This window comes from Desulfovibrio sp. (assembly GCF_018379785.1).
GTDB lineage: Bacteria > Desulfobacterota > Desulfovibrionia > Desulfovibrionales > Desulfovibrionaceae > Desulfovibrio.
The window spans coordinates 1-18514 of sequence record NZ_JAGZUV010000030.1; the positions used below are offsets into that span (position 1 = coordinate 1).

Annotated in this window: 18 protein-coding genes; 9 read left to right on the plus strand and 9 right to left on the minus strand. The window is 62.4% G+C overall.

The window, feature by feature from the left end; all coding sequences use genetic code 11:
* Window positions 1-212: 212 nt before the first annotated feature.
* Genes KH208_RS08040 through KH208_RS08050 form a run of 3 tightly spaced genes read right to left on the minus strand, consistent with a single transcriptional unit; the run spans window position 213 to window position 1835 of the window.
* Window positions 213-821 (minus strand): FlgO family outer membrane protein, encoded by a 609-nt coding sequence (locus tag KH208_RS08040; RefSeq protein WP_291435340.1) that lies wholly within the window; start codon window positions 819-821, stop codon window positions 213-215.
* Between the two features lie 8 nt (window positions 822-829).
* The gene (locus tag KH208_RS08045; RefSeq protein ID WP_291435342.1) at window positions 830-1132 is read right to left on the minus strand and encodes a hypothetical protein; all 303 of its coding nucleotides are present in this window, start codon (window positions 1130-1132) and stop codon (window positions 830-832) included.
* 13 nt (window positions 1133-1145) lie between these two features.
* Window positions 1146-1835 carry a FlgO family outer membrane protein gene (locus tag KH208_RS08050; protein ID WP_291435343.1) on the minus strand — a complete coding sequence of 230 codons (690 nt, stop codon included), beginning with the start codon at window positions 1833-1835 and terminating at the stop codon, window positions 1146-1148.
* Window positions 1836-2058: 223 nt separating this feature from the next.
* Between KH208_RS08050 and ispG the strand changes: the two genes are divergently transcribed.
* The 7 genes from ispG to dxs are packed head-to-tail and all read left to right on the plus strand — an operon-like array spanning window position 2059 to window position 10511.
* Window positions 2059-3135 (plus strand): flavodoxin-dependent (E)-4-hydroxy-3-methylbut-2-enyl-diphosphate synthase, encoded by a 1077-nt coding sequence (ispG, locus tag KH208_RS08055; RefSeq protein WP_291435344.1) that lies wholly within the window; start codon window positions 2059-2061, stop codon window positions 3133-3135.
* Window positions 3136-3181: 46 nt separating this feature from the next.
* Window positions 3182-4924 carry a proline--tRNA ligase gene (locus tag KH208_RS08060; protein WP_291435345.1) on the plus strand — a complete coding sequence of 581 codons (1743 nt, stop codon included), beginning with the start codon at window positions 3182-3184 and terminating at the stop codon, window positions 4922-4924.
* Window positions 4925-4954: 30 nt separating this feature from the next.
* On the plus strand, window positions 4955-6445 hold the full coding sequence (gene xseA / locus KH208_RS08065; protein WP_291435346.1) for an exodeoxyribonuclease VII large subunit: 1491 nt from the start codon (window positions 4955-4957) through the stop codon (window positions 6443-6445).
* Window positions 6442-7452, plus strand: a complete 1011-nt coding sequence (locus KH208_RS08070; RefSeq protein WP_291435347.1) for a M23 family metallopeptidase — start codon at window positions 6442-6444, stop codon at window positions 7450-7452. The genes xseA and KH208_RS08070 overlap by 4 nt, the downstream gene beginning before the upstream one ends.
* Window positions 7449-7712 carry an exodeoxyribonuclease VII small subunit gene (gene xseB, locus KH208_RS08075; RefSeq protein WP_062252009.1) on the plus strand — a complete coding sequence of 88 codons (264 nt, stop codon included), beginning with the start codon at window positions 7449-7451 and terminating at the stop codon, window positions 7710-7712. Before KH208_RS08070 ends, xseB begins: the two co-directional genes overlap by 4 nt.
* A 5-nt stretch (window positions 7713-7717) precedes the next feature.
* Complete coding sequence (locus tag KH208_RS08080) at window positions 7718-8608, plus strand: polyprenyl synthetase family protein (RefSeq protein WP_367114951.1); 891 nt, start codon at window positions 7718-7720, stop codon at window positions 8606-8608.
* A gap of 1 nt (window position 8609) precedes the next feature.
* Window positions 8610-10511 (plus strand): 1-deoxy-D-xylulose-5-phosphate synthase, encoded by a 1902-nt coding sequence (gene dxs, locus KH208_RS08085; protein WP_291435349.1) that lies wholly within the window; start codon window positions 8610-8612, stop codon window positions 10509-10511.
* Window positions 10512-10661: 150 nt separating this feature from the next.
* Here the strand turns inward: dxs and KH208_RS08090 are convergent, their stop codons facing one another.
* From KH208_RS08090 to KH208_RS08115, 6 genes are read right to left on the minus strand one after another with little or no spacing between them, the layout of a single operon-like run.
* A complete protein-coding gene (locus KH208_RS08090; protein ID WP_291435350.1) occupies window positions 10662-11417 on the minus strand; it encodes a GH25 family lysozyme in 756 nt (251 codons plus the stop codon).
* A complete protein-coding gene (tilS, locus tag KH208_RS08095) occupies window positions 11414-12532 on the minus strand; it encodes a tRNA lysidine(34) synthetase TilS (RefSeq protein ID WP_291435352.1) in 1119 nt (372 codons plus the stop codon). Before tilS ends, KH208_RS08090 begins: the two co-directional genes overlap by 4 nt.
* A gap of 14 nt (window positions 12533-12546) precedes the next feature.
* Entirely contained in the window at window positions 12547-12882 is a 336-nt protein-coding gene (locus KH208_RS08100) for a hypothetical protein (protein ID WP_291435354.1), read from the minus strand.
* Window positions 12882-14174, minus strand: coding sequence for a glutamyl-tRNA reductase (gene hemA / locus KH208_RS08105; protein ID WP_291435356.1), 1293 nt, complete (start codon window positions 14172-14174; stop codon window positions 12882-12884). The genes KH208_RS08100 and hemA overlap by 1 nt, the downstream gene beginning before the upstream one ends.
* 12 nt (window positions 14175-14186) lie before the next feature.
* Window positions 14187-15014: a cytochrome c biogenesis protein CcsA gene (gene ccsA, locus KH208_RS08110; protein WP_291435358.1), complete on the minus strand. Its 828-nt coding sequence runs from the start codon at window positions 15012-15014 to the stop codon at window positions 14187-14189.
* Window positions 15001-15705, minus strand: coding sequence for a bifunctional precorrin-2 dehydrogenase/sirohydrochlorin ferrochelatase (locus KH208_RS08115; protein WP_291435359.1), 705 nt, complete (start codon window positions 15703-15705; stop codon window positions 15001-15003). The genes ccsA and KH208_RS08115 overlap by 14 nt, the downstream gene beginning before the upstream one ends.
* Window positions 15706-15907: 202 nt before the next feature.
* Here KH208_RS08115 and KH208_RS08120 point away from each other — a divergent pair, with 202 nt between their 5' ends.
* Together KH208_RS08120 and KH208_RS08125 are read left to right on the plus strand one after the other, a co-directional pair.
* Window positions 15908-17197: a glycosyltransferase family 9 protein gene (locus tag KH208_RS08120; protein ID WP_291435360.1), complete on the plus strand. Its 1290-nt coding sequence runs from the start codon at window positions 15908-15910 to the stop codon at window positions 17195-17197.
* Complete coding sequence (locus KH208_RS08125) at window positions 17197-18468, plus strand: glycosyltransferase (protein WP_291435383.1); 1272 nt, start codon at window positions 17197-17199, stop codon at window positions 18466-18468. Before KH208_RS08120 ends, KH208_RS08125 begins: the two co-directional genes overlap by 1 nt.
* The last annotated feature ends 46 nt before the right edge of the window (window positions 18469-18514 follow it).

Below are 18514 nucleotides of genomic sequence, written 5' to 3' on the forward strand. Positions count from 1 at the left end.
TTGCTTTCCTCCTTCTACAAAGAAGATAGCATATATGAAGTTATCTGTCATTGAAAAAGTTGATGTCTCCCCGTGAGACGTCACGCCTCACCTGGTGGTTCGGCGTGAAGATCACAGCCAAATACGCGGTTTTTGCTGTGATTACGCCGCCTGTGGCGGCGCGCAACCCCTTACGGCTTTGTGGTGGATGTTGCTTGACGCGACACTGGGCTCTACTGCAACCGGGTGTAAACTGTGGGCACCTTGCCGCTGCCCGCGGGCTGATCTTCCAGCAGGGGCAGCAGGTCATCGGTAATGGGCACCGTGGCCGTGCCCTTGGCCAGCACTTCGTTGCTGGTGGTGTGGATCAGGCTCATGCTGAAGCGTACCTGTTCGCCGCTGACCACATAGGTGCCCGCCAGGACCGCCTGGCCGGTGCCCAGGGTGCTGGCGAGCTTGCGCACGTCGCGGGTCAGGATCAGTTCGCCCGTGCGCTTGTCGAAGCGGATATAGCTGCCCTTGCGTAATTCCTGGTAGCGATAGCCCGCGTTGACCAGCCAGCGTGAAATTTCCTCGGTCATCTGGCGGGCCAGGGGAGAGGCCGCTTCAAGATTGTTGATATTGGCCGGAGTGGTGCCCATGATCATGATCCGGGCGCGGGCCAGAGCCTGGCGCTGTTTTTTGCTCGTGCCGGGATCATCGCCCGCATAGCGCATCATCAGCTGATCGTCCAATTGTTCGGCAATGCTGTTGGCGGCTCCGGGCACCGTGCCGACGGCCGCGGCCGTCAGAGGAAAGAGCAGGGCAGCGAGCACCAGAATGATCACAAGAAAACGGCTCATGACAAACCTCAACGCATGGTGCGCAATAAAAGTTCAACACCGGCCAGTTCGCGTTTGATGATATTCAGATTGGCATTGCTCCGGCAGGTGGACAGGGCCTGGGCGTAGGACTGGCGGGCCAGTTCGTAGCGCCCCTGCTTGCGATATTCACGGGCCTCTTTCAGATAGGTGGCGCTGATGTCCGGCCCCTGGCCGAAAGAGGATGCGCCTTGGGACGGGCTGTCATAGGCCGAGAGACTTTGCCCCAGGGCCACTGTGGGCGGGCAGGCCGCCAGCCATACCGCGAAAGAAAAAAGAAACAGGTGTCGCATGGCGTTTCCGGCATTATTTGCCTTGTTTAATGGGAATGCTGCCGCTGCTGATGGAACTGGCCGGAGTATACAACGAGGGATACAGGCTGCGGCGTTCGTTTTGCGCCGTCGCGGCAGCCGGTTTGGCCGCCACGGGCGCGGGATCGGTTTTGCCCATCCGCGCGATAATCGGCGTATTGACCAGCACGAGCTGGCCCGTGCGCAGTACCAGGCCATCGCTGGCCCGCACCAGGCGGGCATTGACGAAGGTGGCGTCCTTATCCACATAATAGGTGCCCACCACCAGAGCGGCCCATTTCTGGCCCTTGGTGGGCACAATCTGATTGGCGGCCAGGGCCAGATCGTCGCGGCCGCCTTCCACGGAAATATGGCCGGTCAGGCGGTATTCCCGCGTGGGAAAGCCGCGCTGGTTGAATTCGTAAAACAGGGCTTCGCCCATGAGCCTGCCCAGCGGAGAAGAGCGCGACGTGTTGTTCTGGTCCACAAAGGAGGTGGGCATGGCCACAAAACCCTGCAAGGCGTCGTTGGGCATGGTGGCCAGCATCTGATCGGCCAGTTCACGGCATTTGAGCTTCACTTCCACTGCGTCCACATAGGCGGGATCATTGGGCGTGGGGGTATTTTTGCAGCCGGACAGAAGCGGCAGCAGAAGCGCGCAGAACAAAATAAGGCGCAACGGACTGTGCATGGCAACCTCAATCATGGTGATATCGTTCTTATCGTCGGCCCGGCCGCGAACTTGAGTGCGTTTTTGGAAAAAGTGCGGAATGTTCCGGCCGGGTTCATAAAATTTATGCAAGACGCGTTCCAGATGAAGGCTTGGCTTGTGTCCCGAAATAGCATACAAGAACGCCTCAGTGTCGGAGTATGGGGTGAGGACGGCGGCCCGCGCCGTTGCCCGCAATTTTCGCGGTGGGGGACAGAACATGCGCATCACGAAAACCCGCGCCATCCGGCTGGGCGGCCTGGTTGTCGGCGGCGGCGCGCCGGTCATGGTCCAGAGCATGACCAATACGGACACCCGCGACGTGGACGCCACCCTGGCCCAGATTGAGCGCCTGGCCGCCAGGGGCTGCGAGGCCGTGCGCCTGGCCGTGCCGGACGAAGCCGCCGCCAGGGCCCTGCGCGCCATCCGCGCGGGCACGCCTTTGCCGCTCATCGCGGACATCCACTTCGACTACCGGCTGGCTGTCGCCGCCCTGGAAGCGGGCGTGGAAGGCCTGCGCATCAATCCCGGCAATATCGGCCCCAGCGAGCACGTGGACAACGTGGTGGACGCGGCCAAAGCACATAAGGCCGTGATCCGCATCGGCGTCAATTCCGGTTCGTTGGAAAAGCCGCTGCTCAAGCGATACGGCGGCCCCTGCCCCGAGGCTCTGGTGCAAAGCGCGCTGGGGCATGTGCGCCTGCTGGAGCGGCGCGGCTTTTACGACACCAAGATTTCGCTCAAATCCTCTTCCGTGCTGGACACCATCACGTCCTACCGTCTGCTGCACGAGGCCTGCGACTATCCTCTGCATATCGGCGTCACCGAGGCGGGCGGCCTGCTGCGCGGCACGGTCAAATCCTCCGTGGGGCTGGGCATTCTGCTGCACGAAGGCATCGGCGACACCCTGCGAGTTTCGCTCACTGCGGACCCGGCGGAGGAGATCACCGTGGCCTGGGAAATTCTGCGCGCTCTGGGCCTGCGCTCGCGCGGGCCGGAAATCATTTCCTGCCCCACCTGCGGCCGCACGGAAATCGATCTCCTCGCCCTGGCCCGCGCCGTGGAGGAACGTCTGGCCCAGTCAACGGCCGACATCAAGGTGGCGGTCATGGGCTGTGTTGTCAACGGCCCCGGCGAAGCCCGCGAGGCGGACCTGGGCCTGGCCGGAGGCCGGGACAAGGGCATAATTTTTCGCAAAGGCGAGGTCATCCGCTCGGTCAGGGGCCAGGAAGCCCTGCTGGCGGCCTTTATGGAAGAATTGCAAACGCTGCTCAATGAAAAGGGGCAGCCCGCCTGACGCCCTGCGCGCGGCGGCAAACCTCAATAGCAAGGAAGCAATATCCATGCGCTTCAGCTCCTGTTACATTCCCACCCTCAAGGAATCCCCGGCCGACGCCGAGGTGGTCAGCCACAAACTTCTGCTGCGTGCGGGCATGGTGCGCAGGCTCACTTCCGGCCTGTACATTTATCTGCCGCTGGGGCTTAAAATCATTGACAAAATCGCCGATGTGGTGCGCGAGGAGATCAATGCCGCCGGCTTTCAGGAACTGCTCATGCCCATGGTCCAGCCCGCCGATCTCTGGAAGGAGACGGGCCGCTGGGAGCATTACGGCAAGGAACTGCTGCGCTTCAAGGACCGCAACGAGCGCGACTACTGCCTGGGCCCCACCCATGAGGAAGTGATCACTGATCTGGTGCGCGGCGAAGTGCGCTCCTATCGGCAGTTGCCCGTGCGGCTCTATCAGATCCAGAGCAAATTCCGCGACGAGATCCGGCCGCGCTTCGGCCTGATGCGCGGGCGCGAATTCGTCATGAAGGACGCCTATTCCTTTGATGCGGACATCGCCGGGGCTGAAGAAAGCTACAAGCTGATGTATGACGCCTATACCCGCATATTCAAACGCCTGGGCCTCAAATTCCGGGCCGTGGAAGCGGACACCGGCTCCATCGGCGGCAATTTCTCCCACGAATTCATGGTCCTGGCCGATACCGGTGAGGATACCATCGCCTTTTGCCATGACTGCGATTACGCCGCCAATGTGGAACGGGCCGAAGTGGTCTGGAAGGGCGAGGCTTGCACAGAGGCTTGCACGGGCGCCTGCCCGGACTATGAAAAGGTGGCTACCCCCGGCGCGCACAGCGTGGAGGAAGTGGCGGCCATGTTGCGGGTTCCGGCCAAGGTTGTGGTCAAAACCATGCTTTTCAGCGTGGACGGCAAGCCCGTGGCCGTCCTGGTGCGCGGCGACCGTGAGGTCAACGACATCAAGCTCAAGAATCTGCTCAAGGCCCAGGAAGTGGAACTGGCCGGTGCCGCCACGGTGGAGGCTCTGACCCATGCGCCGGTGGGCTTTGCCGGGCCGGTGGGCCTGGATGTGCCCGTTTACGCCGACCTGGAATTGCAGGGGGCCACGGATTACGTCACCGGAGCCAACGCGGCGGACGCCCATTTCAGGCATGTGGATTTGCGCCGCGACGCGGCGATCACGGCTTGGGCGGATCTGCGCGCCATCACGCCGGAAGATGTCTGCCCGCGTTGCGGCGGCCGCATCGAGCTGACCAAGGGCATTGAGGTGGGGCACATCTTCATGCTCGGCCTCAAGTACAGCGAATCCATGCACGCGGCCTTCCTGGACGAGAATGGCAAGGAAAAGCTCATGATCATGGGGTGCTACGGGATTGGCGTGTCCCGCGTGGCCGCCGCCGCCATTGAGCAGAACCATGACGAGAACGGCATTGTCTTTCCGCCGCCGGTGGCCCCCTTTGAGTGCATCCTGCTCAACCTCGACCCGCGCAATGCCGAAGTTACGGCTAAGGCCGAAGAGATTTACGCCATGCTGCGGGATATGGGCGTGGACGTGTTGCTGGATGACCGTGAGGAACGGCCGGGCGTCAAATTCAAGGATGCCGACCTGCTGGGCGCGCCCATGCAGCTTGTGGTGGGCGGCAAGGGGCTTGCGCGCGGCATCGTGGAGTGCAAGGACCGCCGCAGCGGTGAGAAAGGCGAACTTACCGTGGACGCCATTGAGGAGGATTTCTCCCAATGGGCCGCAGGGGTACGGCGCGGCTGGGAGACGCAGCAGGCCTGATCCCGCCCGGGACGGCTGCGGCCAGTGCCTATGCAGGACGGCATACTGACGGTCCGGGCCCTCACGGAACAGTTGCGCAGAAGCTTGGAGGGACGTTTCCCCTTTGTCTGGGTGCGCGGCGAGGTGAGCAACCTCTCTCGTCCCGGTTCCGGGCATATTTACTTCAGTCTCAAGGACCAGGACGCCCAGTTGCAGTGCGTCTGGTTCCGGGGACAGCAACGCCAGGCCGAGCAGGGGCGGGCCTTTGATCCGCTCACCGGCGAGGTCTTTGATACGCCCCGGCCTTCGCCGTTGGAGTTGTTGCGCAACGGCCTGGATCTGCTCTGCGCCGGGCGGGTCAGCGTGTATGCCCCGCGCGGCCAGTACCAGCTGCTGGTGGAACTGGTGCAGCCCACGGGTCAGGGTCTGCTGGCCCAGGCCTTTGAGGAGCGCAAGCGTAAGCTGGCGGAAGCCGGGTATTTCTCTCAGGAACGCAAGCGCCCCCTGCCCTGGAACCCGCAACGGGTGGCCCTGATCACCTCGCCCAGCGGCGCGGCCATCCACGATTTTCTGGAGCTGGCCCGGAATCGGGGCTGCGGCGCGGAGATACGCCTTTTCCCCGCATCGGTGCAGGGCGAGGAGGCCGCTCCGGAAATCATCCGGGCTTTGGACGAGATCAATGCCCGGGGCTGGGCCCAGGTCATTGTGCTGATCCGGGGCGGCGGCTCGCTGGAAGATCTCTGGGCCTTCAATGAAGAGGCCGTGGCCGAAGCTGTTTTTTGTTCACGGTTGCCCGTGCTGGCGGGCATCGGCCATGAGGTGGATGTGACCCTGGCGGATTTGACCGCCGACCTGCGCGCGGCCACGCCCTCCCATGCGGCGCAACTGCTCTGGCCTTTGCGCGCGGAACTCCGGCAACGCCTGGACGAGGCGTTTGCCGCTTTGCGGCGGGCCGCTGCCGGCCGCCTTGAACGCGCGGAATTGTTGTTGCGGGAGCGGGAAAACGCCCTGCGCTGGTTCTCGCCCGCGCGCCATCAGGCCCGCCTGTCCGAGCAGGTGACGCGCTTTTCCCTGGCTTTGCAACGCGCTGCCCGGCAATGGCTCGCGGACAAGGGCCGCGCCCGGGAACGCCTGGAACTGGCCCGCAGGGCCGCGCTGACTCCAGAGAAACTGGATGTGCGCCAAGCGCGTCTTGTCTTGTTGCATGCAGCCCTGCGGGCGGCCCTGCCGCACCGCCTGAGCGATGCGGAACATGCGCTGGCCCTGGCGGGGAATCGTTTGCGGACAGCGAGCGACGCCTGGCTGGAAAACCGTTCCCGCCGTCTGGAAAGCCTGGAATCGGCACTGGCAGCCAATGACCCGTCGGCTCCATTGCATCGTGGTTACGCCTTGGTGCGCACGGCGCAGGGCGGCATCCTGCGTTCGGTGGGACAGACGGCTCCCGGCCGGGATATTGAAGTGCGCCTGGCCGACGGCCGTCTGGCCGCCGTGGTCAGGAGCGTCAGCCCGGAAGAAGCGCAATCCGGTGAGGAAAAAGAATGAGAACTCTGTTGAACCTGGCCGTGCGCCGTCTGGCGCTGCTGGCGGCCTGTCTTATGTTCAGTGTTCCGGTTCTGGCCGGAGTGCGCCTGGAAGCGCCTGAAAAGGCGGCTAGGGGCGACGCCTTTTTGGCGCAGGCCATCAGCGACCAGCCGGTCCGGCACTTTGTTTTTCATTGGCTGGGCAAGACCGTTACGGCTGCCGCGCAGCAGAACAGCCCAAACAACGGCCAGTGGCGGGCGGTGGTCCTGTTGCCCGTGCCGCTGGATGAAGGGGCCGCCGGTCTGGAACTGGGCGTGGCTGCCGTGGCTGAGGCGAAAAAAGCCAAAAGCGCAACGCCGGTGGCGCAAACCCGCCTGATCCTCTATGACAAAGACCGGCCGGTGCAGAAGCTCACGGTGGACAAAAAATATGTCAACCCGCCTGCCTCGCAGCTGGCCCGGATCAAGAATGACCGCGAAAAAGTGCGTCAGGCTCTGACCCATCCCCTGCCTGAACGCCTCTGGACACTGCCCTTCGCGCGGCCCGTTCCGGGGGGGGTGTCCAGCCTGTTCGGCATGAAGCGGGTGTTCAACGGCCAGCTGCGCAGCGTGCATCGCGGTCTGGATCTGCGCGGGGCGCAGGGTTCGCCCATTCAGGCCTGCGCCGACGGTCAGGTGGTTCTGGTGGACAATCTGTATTTTTCCGGCAATGTGGTGTACATCAACCATGGTGAGGGCGTTTTCAGCTCGTACCTGCATATGTCCGAAGCCAAAGTCCGGCCCGGCGAGCGCGTGCGCAAGGGCCAGATCATCGGCTTGGTGGGCGCCACCGGACGGGTGACGGGGCCGCATCTGCATCTCTCGCTCATTGTGCAGGGCCAGTCCGTGGACCCGCAGCCTTTTCTCGCCGCGACATACGTCCCGGCCGGAGCTGATTCGGCCCGGTCCGTCCCCGGTCTGCCCGGCGCTTCCGGCGCCCAGCGCCTTCCGTCCGTCAATTCCGCTAATTCCGGGAGTCAGGCCCCATGAGCCCCAAGAAAGAAAATCTTTTTGAGAAAAAAATGGCCCGCTTGCAGGAAATTGTCAGCGCTCTGGAATCCGGCGATCTTCCGCTGGAAGAGGGCATGGCCCTGTACAAGGAAGGCGCGGCATGTTCACGTTTTTGCCGTGAACAATTGGAGAAGGCTCGCCATGAACTCTCCCTCTGGCAGGACGGCGAGCTGAAATCTCTGAATCCGGATGAGGTGGGGAGTACAGCACGCGGCCAAGGGCCGCAGGAGGCGGAATAGCCGTGATGCCCGTGGAGGAAATGAAAGCTCTGCTCAAAAGCCGGGGCCGGGAAGTGGAAACGTATTTGGCCGCCTGTCTGGATGACCGCCCCATACCGGCGCGCCTCAAGGAGTCCATGCTCTACAGCCTGCAGGCCGGAGGCAAGCGGCTGCGCCCGGTGCTCTGCCTGAGCTGTGCCGCCCTCTGCGGTCTGGAGCCGCAAAAGGCGCTGCCCTTTGCGGCGGCCATTGAGATGATCCATACGTATTCCCTGATCCACGACGATCTGCCCGCCATGGATGACGACGATCTGCGGCGCGGCAAGCCTTCCAACCACAAGGCTTTTGACGAGGCCACGGCCATTCTGGCCGGAGACGGCCTGCTGACTGACGCCTTTGTAATCATGTGCCGTGCGCCCCTGCCTCCTGACAGGCTGCTCCGGGCCGTGGCCGAACTGGCTCTGGCCGCCGGGGCGTCCGGCATGGTGGGCGGGCAGGAATGGGACATGATTTATACCGGCCGTTCCCGGGTCAGCCTTGAGGAATTGCGGGGCATGCACGCCATGAAGACCGGAGCCCTGCTGCGGGCCTCCTGTGTGTGCGGCGGCCTGCTGGCCGGAGCTCACGACAAGGCGTTGCGGTCCATCAGCGATTTCGGCGCATCTCTGGGAGTGGCCTTCCAGATCGCCGACGATATTCTGGATGTGGTGGCTGATACGGCCACGCTGGGCAAACCTGCGGGCAGCGACGCGGAGCAGGGCAAGAATACCTATCCCTCTCTGGTGGGCCTTGGGAAGAGCCGCGAACTGGCCCGCGCCCAGGCTGACGCGGCGCAGGCGGCGCTGGCGGACTTTGCCGGGCCGGAGGCCGATTTCCTGCGTGCTCTGGCCGATTATACCGTGAACCGGGCGGCCTGAGATGAGCCAGACGGCAGAAACGTCCCTTCTGGACGGCATTACCGACCCCGCGCAGGTTGCGGCTCTTTCCGAGCCCCAACTGGCCGAGCTGGCGGAAGAGGTGCGTCGGCGCATCATTGAGGTGGTGGCGCACAACGGCGGTCATCTGGCCCCCTCGCTGGGCGTGGTGGAGCTGACCCTGGCCCTGCTTTCCACTTTTGATCTGAACAAGGACAAGCTGATCTGGGACGTAGGCCATCAGGCCTATGCCCACAAGTTGCTCACGGGCCGGGCCGGCAGCTTCCATACGCTACGCACACTGGGCGGCCTGTCGGGCTTTCCGCGCATGGCCGAGAACCCTTACGATCACTTCGGGGTGGGCCATTCCTCCACCTCCATTTCGGCGGCGCTGGGCATGGCCCTGGCTCGGGATCTCTCGGGTCTGCGCCACCATGTGCTGGCGGTCATCGGCGACGGCTCGCTGACCGCCGGAGAGGCTTTCGAAGGGCTCAACCTGGCCGGGCATATGGGACGTCGGCTCATTGTGGTGCTCAACGACAATGAGATGTCCATTTCCTCCAATGTGGGCGCGTTGTCCCTGTTTCTGAGCCGCACGCTTTCGCGGCGCTGGGTGCGCCAGACCCGCCGGGAAGTGCTCAGATTCCTGCGCTCCATCCCGCGCATCGGGCAAAAGCTGGCGCTTTACGCCATGCGCGGCGAATGGAGTTTCAAGTCCTTCTTTACGCCGGGCATGCTCTTCGAAGCCTTCCGCTTCACCTATATCGGCCCGGTGGACGGACATGACATCCCGGCCCTGCGGCGGCATCTGCAAATGGCCGCCGCCGTGGAGGACGGACCGGTGCTGCTGCATGTGCGCACCCGCAAGGGCAAAGGCTACGCCCCGGCGGAAAAGAATCCCACCCAATACCACGGCGTGGGCCTGTTCACGCCGGAAACCGGCCTGCCCGTGGCCTCGGCGGCACTGCCCACCTTTACCCGCGTTTTCAGCGACACTTTGCTGGAACTGGCGGAAAAGGACGAGCGGATCATCGCCATCACGGCGGCCATGCCCGAAGGCACGGGCACCAACCGTTTCCGTGAGCGCTTTCCGCAGCGTTTTGTGGATACGGGCATCTGTGAGCAGCATGCGGTGACATTTGCCGCCGGACTGGCCAGCCAGGGCTACCGGCCCGCGCTGGCTATTTATTCCACTTTTTTGCAGCGCGGCTATGACCAGGTGATCCACGACGTCTGCCTGCAAAATCTGCCCGTGACCTTCTGCGTGGACCGGGCCGGGCTGGTGGGCGAGGACGGGGCCACACATCATGGGGCCTTTGACATCGCCTACTTGCGGCATATTCCGCAGATCCGGCTGCTGGCCCCGCGCGATGAGGACATGCTGCGTCACTGCCTGAAAACCGCTCTGAACGGCGACGGCCCCTGCGCCCTGCGCTATCCGCGCGGCGCGGGCTTCGGCGTCTCTTTGGAAGGAGAGCCGCGTCAGCTCGTGCCGGGCGTGGGCGAAGTGCTGCGTCAGGGCGAAAAAATAGCCATCATCGCTGCGGGTAACCGCGCGCACCCGGCTCTTGAGGCCGCGACTCTCGTGGAAAAAGAACTGGGTTTCAGTCCCCTGGTTTTTGACCCCATCTGGCTCAAGCCCCTGCCGGAAGAACAGCTGGCGGATCTGGCCCGGCGTTTTGACCGCCTGCTGATTGTGGAAGAAGGCGCGCTGGCCGGTGGCTTTTCCTCGGCTGTTTTGGAATTTCTCAATGATCACAGTCTGCTGCGCGGTCAGTGTATCCGGCGTCTGGGCCTGCCGGACAGTTTTGTGGAGCACGGCAAACAGTTGCAGTTACGTGAGCTGGTGGGGCTGCGCAGCCGGGGCATAGCCCGCGCCGCCATGGAACTGGCCCGTGAAGATTAAGGCTTTTCCGGGGTGAGTGTTTGGGGAGGAGATGCCGCGCGGCCTTCAGCTCTTTTCCCGCAGTAGATTTGCTTGAAATTGATCCAATCTCAAAGCCGACGCCGCACTGGACCATGATTGCTGTTGCCATCCTTTCCAGAGCTTTCAACTCTAAGGAGCGCCAAGACGGGCGGGGTATACGGCAAATTCCTGCGGTGTTCCGGCAAACGCGTTCATATCAATATATTTTTCTCTTCCGTCATATCCGGCCAGTTTTTCTCTGGCGGTATATTGCCAGAATTTCCAAGGGCGGCCGTCAGCCAACCTTGGTTCCGTAAAGATGTTCCTGATCCAGATATCATTTTCGTAAAAATCATCAATAATGTATAGATCGTATACGTTGCCGGTGGTATAGATGACAGGCTTCATCTGATAGTGTTTTTCCAGTAGTTGCAGCAAAATTTTTAATTCTGTTTTTGTCTTTTCCCTGTCCGGGAGATTTTCTTCTTTGTCGCCGTAAAATTCAATGTCGACCACTGGCGGCAACATATTCTCCCGTAACGGCACAACGGAAATGAAATTTGCATACTGCGCCTCGCCGCTGCTGTCATAACTGAAAAAATGATAGGCGCCGACGCGCAAAGCTGTTTCAGACGCGCCGGAAAAATTTTTCATAAAATTTTTATCAACAAAATTACTGCCTTCCGTCGCCTTGATATACGCAAAAGCTATGTCCTGTTGTGAGAGCACCTTCCAATTGATGTCGCCCTGATGGCGCGAGACATCCACGCCGCGCACGGGGTATTTTTCTCGTGGCGGGTTATTGAAGAGAATAGTGCCCGTATAGAGAAAAAAAATCATAAGCACTGCCGAACAGGCAATCACCAAAGCAACAACCGTAAGCCGTTTTTTCTGTATGGCCCTCACACCTGTTCTCCATGGAAATCGGGGCGGTCCGCTTCATGCGAAGCGTGCTTGTGCAAGACGAGTGTCCGGGAAAAACGCATTGCGCCGCCCTTGAGTGCGGCTTCAATGCCGCCGGGCAGTTGAAAGCGGGTATTGCCGCGTCCCTCGCGTAGCGCGGCGTCCAAATCCAGCAGCGTGCGAGAGCGGGCTTGCCCGCTCGATTCCCCGCTTGTCCGGCCGATCAGCAGACGCACCACCTTGAGGTAGAGGCGTAAACGAGCCGCCGGATGCAGCGCCGCCAACAGGGCGCGGGGAAGAATCAGACAGGGATGTCCGTCGTGTGCCTCTTCCTGCCAGGGATGCGCGGCCAGTGCTTCAGACAGGGTTTTTTCCCAGTAGTCCGCGTCCCATTGCGCCAGTTGCCAGAGCGCGGCCATGCTTCTGTCCAGTGATGGATTTTCCGCGCGCAGCAGGGGGAGGACATTGTGACGCAGGCGGTTGCGGGTAAAGGCCGGGCTGTCATTGCTGGCATCGTCCCGCCAGGCAATGCCGCATTGGCGCAACAGCTCCCTGAGCGCCTGTGGCCGGGTGAAAAGCAGGGGGCGCAACAGATGGCGGCCATCGTCGCGGGCCGCCATGCCGCCCAGCGCGGGCCAGCCCGTGCCGCGCGTAAGGCGCAGCAGCACGTCCTCGCTCAGATCCCCGTTATGATGGCCGAGAGCCACAAAATCCGCCCGACGCGCGCGGCGCTCCTCTTCCAAAAGAGCGTAGCGAGCGTGGCGTCCGGCTTCTTCCAGGCTCCAGCCGTTGCTGGACGCCAACCCGGTTACATCCGCGTGGCGTTGTACGCACGGTATGCCGAGCTGTGCGCAAAGGTCACGCGCGCAGCGGGCATCCGCATCGGCTTCGGGCCGCAGGCCGTGATTTATGGTCAACGCGAAAAGATCGAGCCTGAGACGCGGAGAAAGAATATACAGGATGCAGGCCAGAGCGGTGGAATCAGCCCCGCCCGAAAGCGCCAGCACCAGCCGGGTGCCGCGCGGGATCTCCAGACGGCGCAGACAGAAGCGTTCCACCACGAGACACAGCCGGGCGGAGGCTGGGGGCAGGCTGCGCAGTTCCGGCAAAGAGTTCATGCAACAGATGAAGGTTAACCGGTGATCCCCAGATCAACCAGTAATTGCTCCAGATAGGCGATCATATGCGCGCGCAGTTCCGGCCCGGCATAGTGCACACAGTCGCAACGCAAACGGCCCCGCGCCCGTACCAGCAACTCCAGACGCAGGCTGTGCTCTTCCAGCTCCAGACCCAGCACATAGGGACCACAGCCCGCCTGATGCTCGCGCTGTACCGGCGAAAGCCGGGCTTCGGGCACGGGCAGCCAGTAAAGGCCGTCCATGCCCGAGCTGAATTCCATATCCTCCAGGGCCTGAGCCAGACGCGCCGTGTCTTCGGCGCTGAGATCGTCAATGCCATACCAGCGCATCAGTTCTTCCCGCTACAGGTACAGACGTTTTTGTCCAGATTGAAAATCCGCCGCACAGTGCTGATGCGCGCCGCCGCCCCCTCGCGGGCCATGCCGTCGCCTTTGAGAAACATGATGGGATCGTGATTCAGCTTGCGTACCAGAGCATTGGCCATGGTCTCCAGGGCTTCGCGGCTTGCGTCGTCCAGCGGGCCCAGCCGTTTGAGGGTCCGGGCCAGCTCCTCCTGCGCCGCGCGTTCCCCGCGCTGAATCAGGTCCACGATGGTGGGCTGGGCGTCAAGGCTGCTGAGCCAGTGCGCAAAAAATTCCACTTCCTCATTGACGATTTCCGTGGCTTTAGCCGCCTCGTCCCGGCGGTTTGCCAGGTTTTCTTCAACAACTTCTTTAAGATCGTCAATATCATAAAGGTAGACGTTATCCAGGCCGTTGACGTCCGGGTCAATATCCCGGGGCACGGCAATGTCGATAAAGAACATGGGCCGGTTTTTACGCGCCTTGAGCACGGCCCGGATGTCACGGGCCCGGATGACGGGTTCCGGCGAGCCGGTGGAGGTGATGATGATGTCCACCTCCGTGAGATGCCCGGCCAGTTGCTCAAAGGGGATGGCCCGGCCGTGGAACTGTTCGGCCAGCTCCTGGCCGCGCGCGAAGGTGCGGTTGGCTACCAGAATTTCATCTATACCGGCCTGCAGCAGGTGGGTGGCCGCCAGTTCGGCCATTTCGCCCGCGCCCACCAGCAGGGCCTTGTGGGAATGCATATCCCCGAAGATTCGTTTAGCCAGCTCCACTGCCGCGTAGCTGATGGATACGGCGCTGGAGGCCACGGCAGTTTCCGTGCGCACCCGTTTGGCTACGGAAAATGCCTTGTGCAGCAGGCGGTTGAGAATCACGCCCGTGGCATGGCTGTCCACAGCCTTGCGGTAGGCGTTCTTCAACTGACCCAGGATCTGGGGTTCGCCCAGGACCATGGAATCCAGGCTGGAGGCCACGGAAAACAGATGGCGCACGGCTTCCAGGTTCTGATGAATGTAGACGTAAGGCCGGAGTTCGTCGGCTTCCGCGCCGCGCGCCCTGGCCCAGCATTCCAGCACCTGGCCGGACACGTCGCCCGTGCCCGCGGCCAACAGTTCCACGCGATTACAGGTGGAAAGAATCATGGCCTCGCTCACCGCCCCGGCACAGGGCAGGGCCCAATGCTCCTCGTCACAGTGGTTTACCAGGGCGAAGCGCTCGCGCACATCCACGCCCGCCGTGCGGTGATTGAGACCCACAAGAAAGATATCGCAGTCCATAGCAATGCCCGGTTAGCGTCGGATGAAGGCGTGATGCGTATCCATGAAGGTGTTCACCACAATGATTGAAAACAGACAGAGAAGGAAAATAAAAATGGCCAGCCGCGCCGGTTTGCGGCCCTTCCAGCCGTTAGCCAGACGGTTGTGGAACAATACCGCGAACAGCAGCCAGACCACGATGCTGATGACTTCCTTGGGGTCGCCGGTGACCGTGGCCCCGAAGACGGGTTTGGCCCAGATCAGACCTGCCACGATGCCCAGGGTGTAGAGCGGAAATGCCGTCAGGGTGGTGAAGGCGTTGATTTTATCCAGCATGGAAAGGGCGGGCATATCCTGCCAAAAACCCTTCATGCTCTGTTTGCTTTTGATCCGCCCCTCCAGAAAAAGAAACAGCGCCCCGGCGGCAAAGGCGAGGGCCAGCAGTCCCAGGCTCAGGAACAGCGCGCCGATATGCAGGGCGTAAAAAGGGGCTTTGAGCGAAGGGGGCACCTGCACAAGGGCGCTGAGGTAGGGCGCGGACATGGCGAAGAGCATCAGGCCCAAGGGCGCGGCAAACAGCAGGGCTGCTTCCTGGCGCAGCTTGAACCAAACGGCCAGACCGCAGAGCAGCACAAACCAGGCCAGCATCTGCAGATACGCGCCCAAGCTCAGACCGCCGGGCAGGGCTTTGTGAAAGCCCATGGCCAGCATCAGGGTCTGGCAGATGAAACCGGCCATGGCCAGCCAGCAGCCCAGCCGTCGCCACAGGGGACTGCGCATGATCATGCCCGCAAGACCGACGATGCTGGCCAAGGCATAGAAAATCAGAGTTATCAGCGTTGAGGCTTCAGGGGAGATCATCAAGCAACTCCGCTATGTGAACGTGTAAAACCGGGGGCAGTTCCGCCAGAAGCCACTGTCGGCAGCTTTGAAGGTCGCCTTCGGCCAGCCAGTGCTGCAAAGGCGATGCCGCCACCCTGCGGAACAGCTCTGTATTCTGCCCTGTCTCGGCGTGCAAGGCAAGGACCAGAGGCCGCAGGCGGCCCATCAGGAGCACCATACGGGCGCGCGGGGCAAGCCAGCCCTCCAGTTCGCATCGCCAGCGCCGGGCCAGAGCCGGACTGGCCCCGCCTGTGGACAAGGCCGCCGCAAGCCCGTCTTGCCGGGCCACGGCGGGCACGCTGAAAGCGCCCAGCTCGGGCGCGCTGGCACAGTTGCAGAGCACATTCGCCTCCCGGCACAAGGCGGCGATACGGGCGTTTTCCACCGCGCTGCCGGTAGCCGCGAATACCAGGGCGCGACCTTGTATATCCGTCGGAGTACAGGTGCGGCTTTCAAAGCACGCCCTGGGGTCTGTCAGCAGGGCTGCGGCTTCGGCAGACAGATCTTCCGCTCGCAAGATATCCAGAACCAGCACCGAAGCCGGGCCGCAAGCCAGCAGACCCTCTAGCTTGCGTCGCCCCACGCCGCCCAGGCCCGCCACCAGACAGGCGCGGCCTTCCAGCGAAAGAAAAATCGGGTACAAAGGGGCGTGCGGCGAGGGCATCGACATACTTGAATAACTTTTGTTGCGGATTTAAAGAAGTGATTCCCGATAGTATAGCACCAAGCATGGTTTTGCAAAGGGGCTTTGTCTTGCCTCGCGGAGGTAAATACGCTAACTCCAAGCTGCTACGGCAGATTTCAGGCTTTCCACAATCTTTGTTTTTGGAGGGGGCGAATTCCGCTCTCTTTCTGATCATCAAGGATGGCTGATGTCGGCATTTCTGGTTTTACAGGCGGCCCGCTTTGGCGATCTGGTGCAAAGCAAACGGCTGATCCGCACCCTGGAGCAGCGGGGCCGGGTGCATCTCGGCGTGGACGCCGGGCTTGCGTCCCTGGCCCGGCTGCTGTATCCCGCCGCCGAAGTCCATGGCCTGCGCCTGCACGGCCGACCGGACGCCGCCGTTCTGGATGAAAACCGGGCTGTCTTCCGCCAGTGGCGGGACATGGATTTCCAGGCCGTCTATAATTGTAATTTCGCCGGACTCACCGCCGCCATCTGCCGTCTGTTCGAGGCGGAGCGGGTCATAGGCTACCGTCCGGCACGAACGGCAACGGGAGGCATCACGCGCTCGGCCTGGGCACGACTGGCCTTCCGCCTGAGCGAGCAGCGGGCGATCTCCCCCTTGAACCTGGTGGACTTCTGGGCACATTTCGCACCGTCTCCCCTGGCGGCGGAACTGATTAACCCCCCGGCAAAACCCGGCGGCCAGGGCCTTGGTGTGGTGCTGGCCGGGCGTGAATCCCGCCGTTCACTACCCTTGCCCCTGTTGGGCAAAATGCTGCAAACCCTGTTCAGCCTGCTGGGCGGCCCGCGTATTCGCCTGCTGGGCACGGCGGCGGAGCAGCCCGCCGCGCGAAAGCTTTTGCGTTTGCTGCCCACAAAAGTTCAAGAAAAGGTTGAAGACCTGAGCGGCAAAACCGACTGGCCCGGCCTGGTTCAGGCTGTGGAGGGCCTCGACGCCCTGGTCACGCCGGATACGGGCATCATGCATCTGGGGGCGCATCTGGGCGTACCGGTCCTGGCTTTTTTTCTTTCCTCCGCCTGGTGTCATGAAACCGGACCCTATGGCCGGGGGCATTGGGTCTGGCAGGCCTCGCGCGCCTGCGCGCCCTGTCTGGAGTCCGCTCCCTGCCCGTATCAGGTGGCCTGTCTGGACGCCCTGCATGGGGAGGGCTTTTTGCGCTCCCTGGCGGCGGCCGTGCGGCCCGAGTCGCGGATCAAGGCCGCGCCGCCGGACGGCCTGCAGGTCTGGCGCAGCGATCTGGACGCTTTGGGCGGCGTGTTACGCCTGCACAGCGGCCGGGACGAATACGCCCGGCAACGGACTGTGACGCGCGCTTTGCTGGCGGACACTCTGCATTTGCAGGAAGTGGATGCGCAGAATGAGAACGCGCTGTCCACTGCCCCGGACGCCGCGAAACATGCGGATCTGGCGGACCTGCGCGACTGGCTCTATAAGGACACGGATTGGATGTTGCCGCCCGGGAGGTACTGCTGATGCCCGCCACGTCGTTACGCATTTTGGTGATTCTGCCCATGTACGGCGGTTCGCTGCCCATAGGCCGGTATTGTGCCTCGGCCCTGCGCGGACTGGGGCATACGGTGCGGCTTTTTGAAGCTCCTTTGCTTTATTCGGCTTTTACCGGCCTCAAGGGACTGGGCCTGACGCCCGCCCAGACCGTGCCGCTGGAAAATTCCTTTTTGCAGGTGGTGTCCCAGGCCATCTGGGCCCAGGTGCAGTCGCTGGAGCCGCATTTCGTGCTGGCGCTGGCCCAAGCCCCCATGAACCGAAGCCTGTTGCAACGCCTGCGGCGCGCCGGGGTACGCACGGCCATGTGGTTTGTGGAAGATTACCGGATCTTCAACTACTGGCGGACCTACGCGCCTTTGTATGATGCCTTCGCGGTCATCCAGAAGGAACCCTTCCTGTCGGAACTGGCCGGAATCGGGCAGGCTCACGCCCTGTATCTGCCATTGGCGGCCCTGCCGGAATTTCACAAGCCGCTGGAATTGGACTTGGCTGAGCAAAGGGAATACGGTTCGGACATCGCCTTTTTGGGCGCGGGTTATCCCAACCGGCGGCTGGCTTTCCGGCCCCTGGCCGGGCGGGATTTTAAAATCTGGGGTTCGGACTGGGAAGGCGAAAGCCTGCTGGCCGGGAATATCCAGCGCCAGGGCGCGCGCATCAGCGAAGAGGAGAGCGTCAGGGTTTACAATGCCGCCAAGGTGAATCTCAATCTGCATTCCAGCCTGCAGGGCGGCGACCTGGTCGGCCACGGGGATTTTGTCAATCCCCGCACGTTTGAGCTGGCCGCCATGGGAGCTTTTCAACTGGTGGATCAGCGCTCTCTGCTGGGCGAACTTTTTGCGCCCGATGAGTTGGCGACGTTCACGTCCATGAATGAATTTTACGCCGGGATCGACCACTTCCTGGCGCATCCCGAAGAGCGTGAGGCCTATGCCCGGCGGGCCCGGGAACGGACGCTGCGCGAACATACCTATGAGCGGCGCATGGACGCCTTGCTGGACTATCTGGAAGCGGAACTGGGGTCCTGGCCCCAAAGCGGATCAGAACAGACCGTGCCGCCGGAGCTTGATCCGCGGTTGCGGGAAGAGCTGGCGCAACTGATGCGCAAGCTGGGCCTTGGTCCGCATGCCGCCTTTGACGATGTGCTGGCTCGCCTGCGCGAACAGAGCGGAGAGTTGAGCGATCTGGAAACCAGCCTGCTTTTTCTGGATGAATGGCGCGGCCAGTATCTGAAAAAGTGAATTTGCTCTGGCGGTTGCTCCCGCAGCCGTCAGAGCCCCGGTCCGC

Bases quoted from the DNA above. Each gene is read 5' to 3' on its own strand.
- KH208_RS08040 (WP_291435340.1), bottom strand. From the start codon at position 821: ATGAGCCGTTTTCTTGTGATCATTCTGGTGCTCGCTGCCCTGCTCTTT.
- KH208_RS08045 (WP_291435342.1), bottom strand. From the start codon at position 1,132: ATGCGACACCTGTTTCTTTTTTCTTTCGCGGTATGGCTGGCGGCCTGC.
- KH208_RS08050 (WP_291435343.1), bottom strand. From the start codon at position 1,835: ATGATTGAGGTTGCCATGCACAGTCCGTTGCGCCTTATTTTGTTCTGC.
- ispG (WP_291435344.1), top strand. From the start codon at position 2,059: ATGCGCATCACGAAAACCCGCGCCATCCGGCTGGGCGGCCTGGTTGTC.
- KH208_RS08060 (WP_291435345.1), top strand. From the start codon at position 3,182: ATGCGCTTCAGCTCCTGTTACATTCCCACCCTCAAGGAATCCCCGGCC.
- xseA (WP_291435346.1), top strand. From the start codon at position 4,955: ATGCAGGACGGCATACTGACGGTCCGGGCCCTCACGGAACAGTTGCGC.
- KH208_RS08070 (WP_291435347.1), top strand. From the start codon at position 6,442: ATGAGAACTCTGTTGAACCTGGCCGTGCGCCGTCTGGCGCTGCTGGCG.
- xseB (WP_062252009.1), top strand. From the start codon at position 7,449: ATGAGCCCCAAGAAAGAAAATCTTTTTGAGAAAAAAATGGCCCGCTTG.
- KH208_RS08080 (WP_367114951.1), top strand. From the start codon at position 7,718: ATGCCCGTGGAGGAAATGAAAGCTCTGCTCAAAAGCCGGGGCCGGGAA.
- dxs (WP_291435349.1), top strand. From the start codon at position 8,610: ATGAGCCAGACGGCAGAAACGTCCCTTCTGGACGGCATTACCGACCCC.
- tilS (WP_291435352.1), bottom strand. From the start codon at position 12,532: ATGAACTCTTTGCCGGAACTGCGCAGCCTGCCCCCAGCCTCCGCCCGG.
- KH208_RS08100 (WP_291435354.1), bottom strand. From the start codon at position 12,882: ATGCGCTGGTATGGCATTGACGATCTCAGCGCCGAAGACACGGCGCGT.
- hemA (WP_291435356.1), bottom strand. From the start codon at position 14,174: ATGGACTGCGATATCTTTCTTGTGGGTCTCAATCACCGCACGGCGGGC.
- ccsA (WP_291435358.1), bottom strand. From the start codon at position 15,014: ATGATCTCCCCTGAAGCCTCAACGCTGATAACTCTGATTTTCTATGCC.
- KH208_RS08115 (WP_291435359.1), bottom strand. From the start codon at position 15,705: ATGTCGATGCCCTCGCCGCACGCCCCTTTGTACCCGATTTTTCTTTCG.
- KH208_RS08120 (WP_291435360.1), top strand. From the start codon at position 15,908: ATGTCGGCATTTCTGGTTTTACAGGCGGCCCGCTTTGGCGATCTGGTG.
- KH208_RS08125 (WP_291435383.1), top strand. From the start codon at position 17,197: ATGCCCGCCACGTCGTTACGCATTTTGGTGATTCTGCCCATGTACGGC.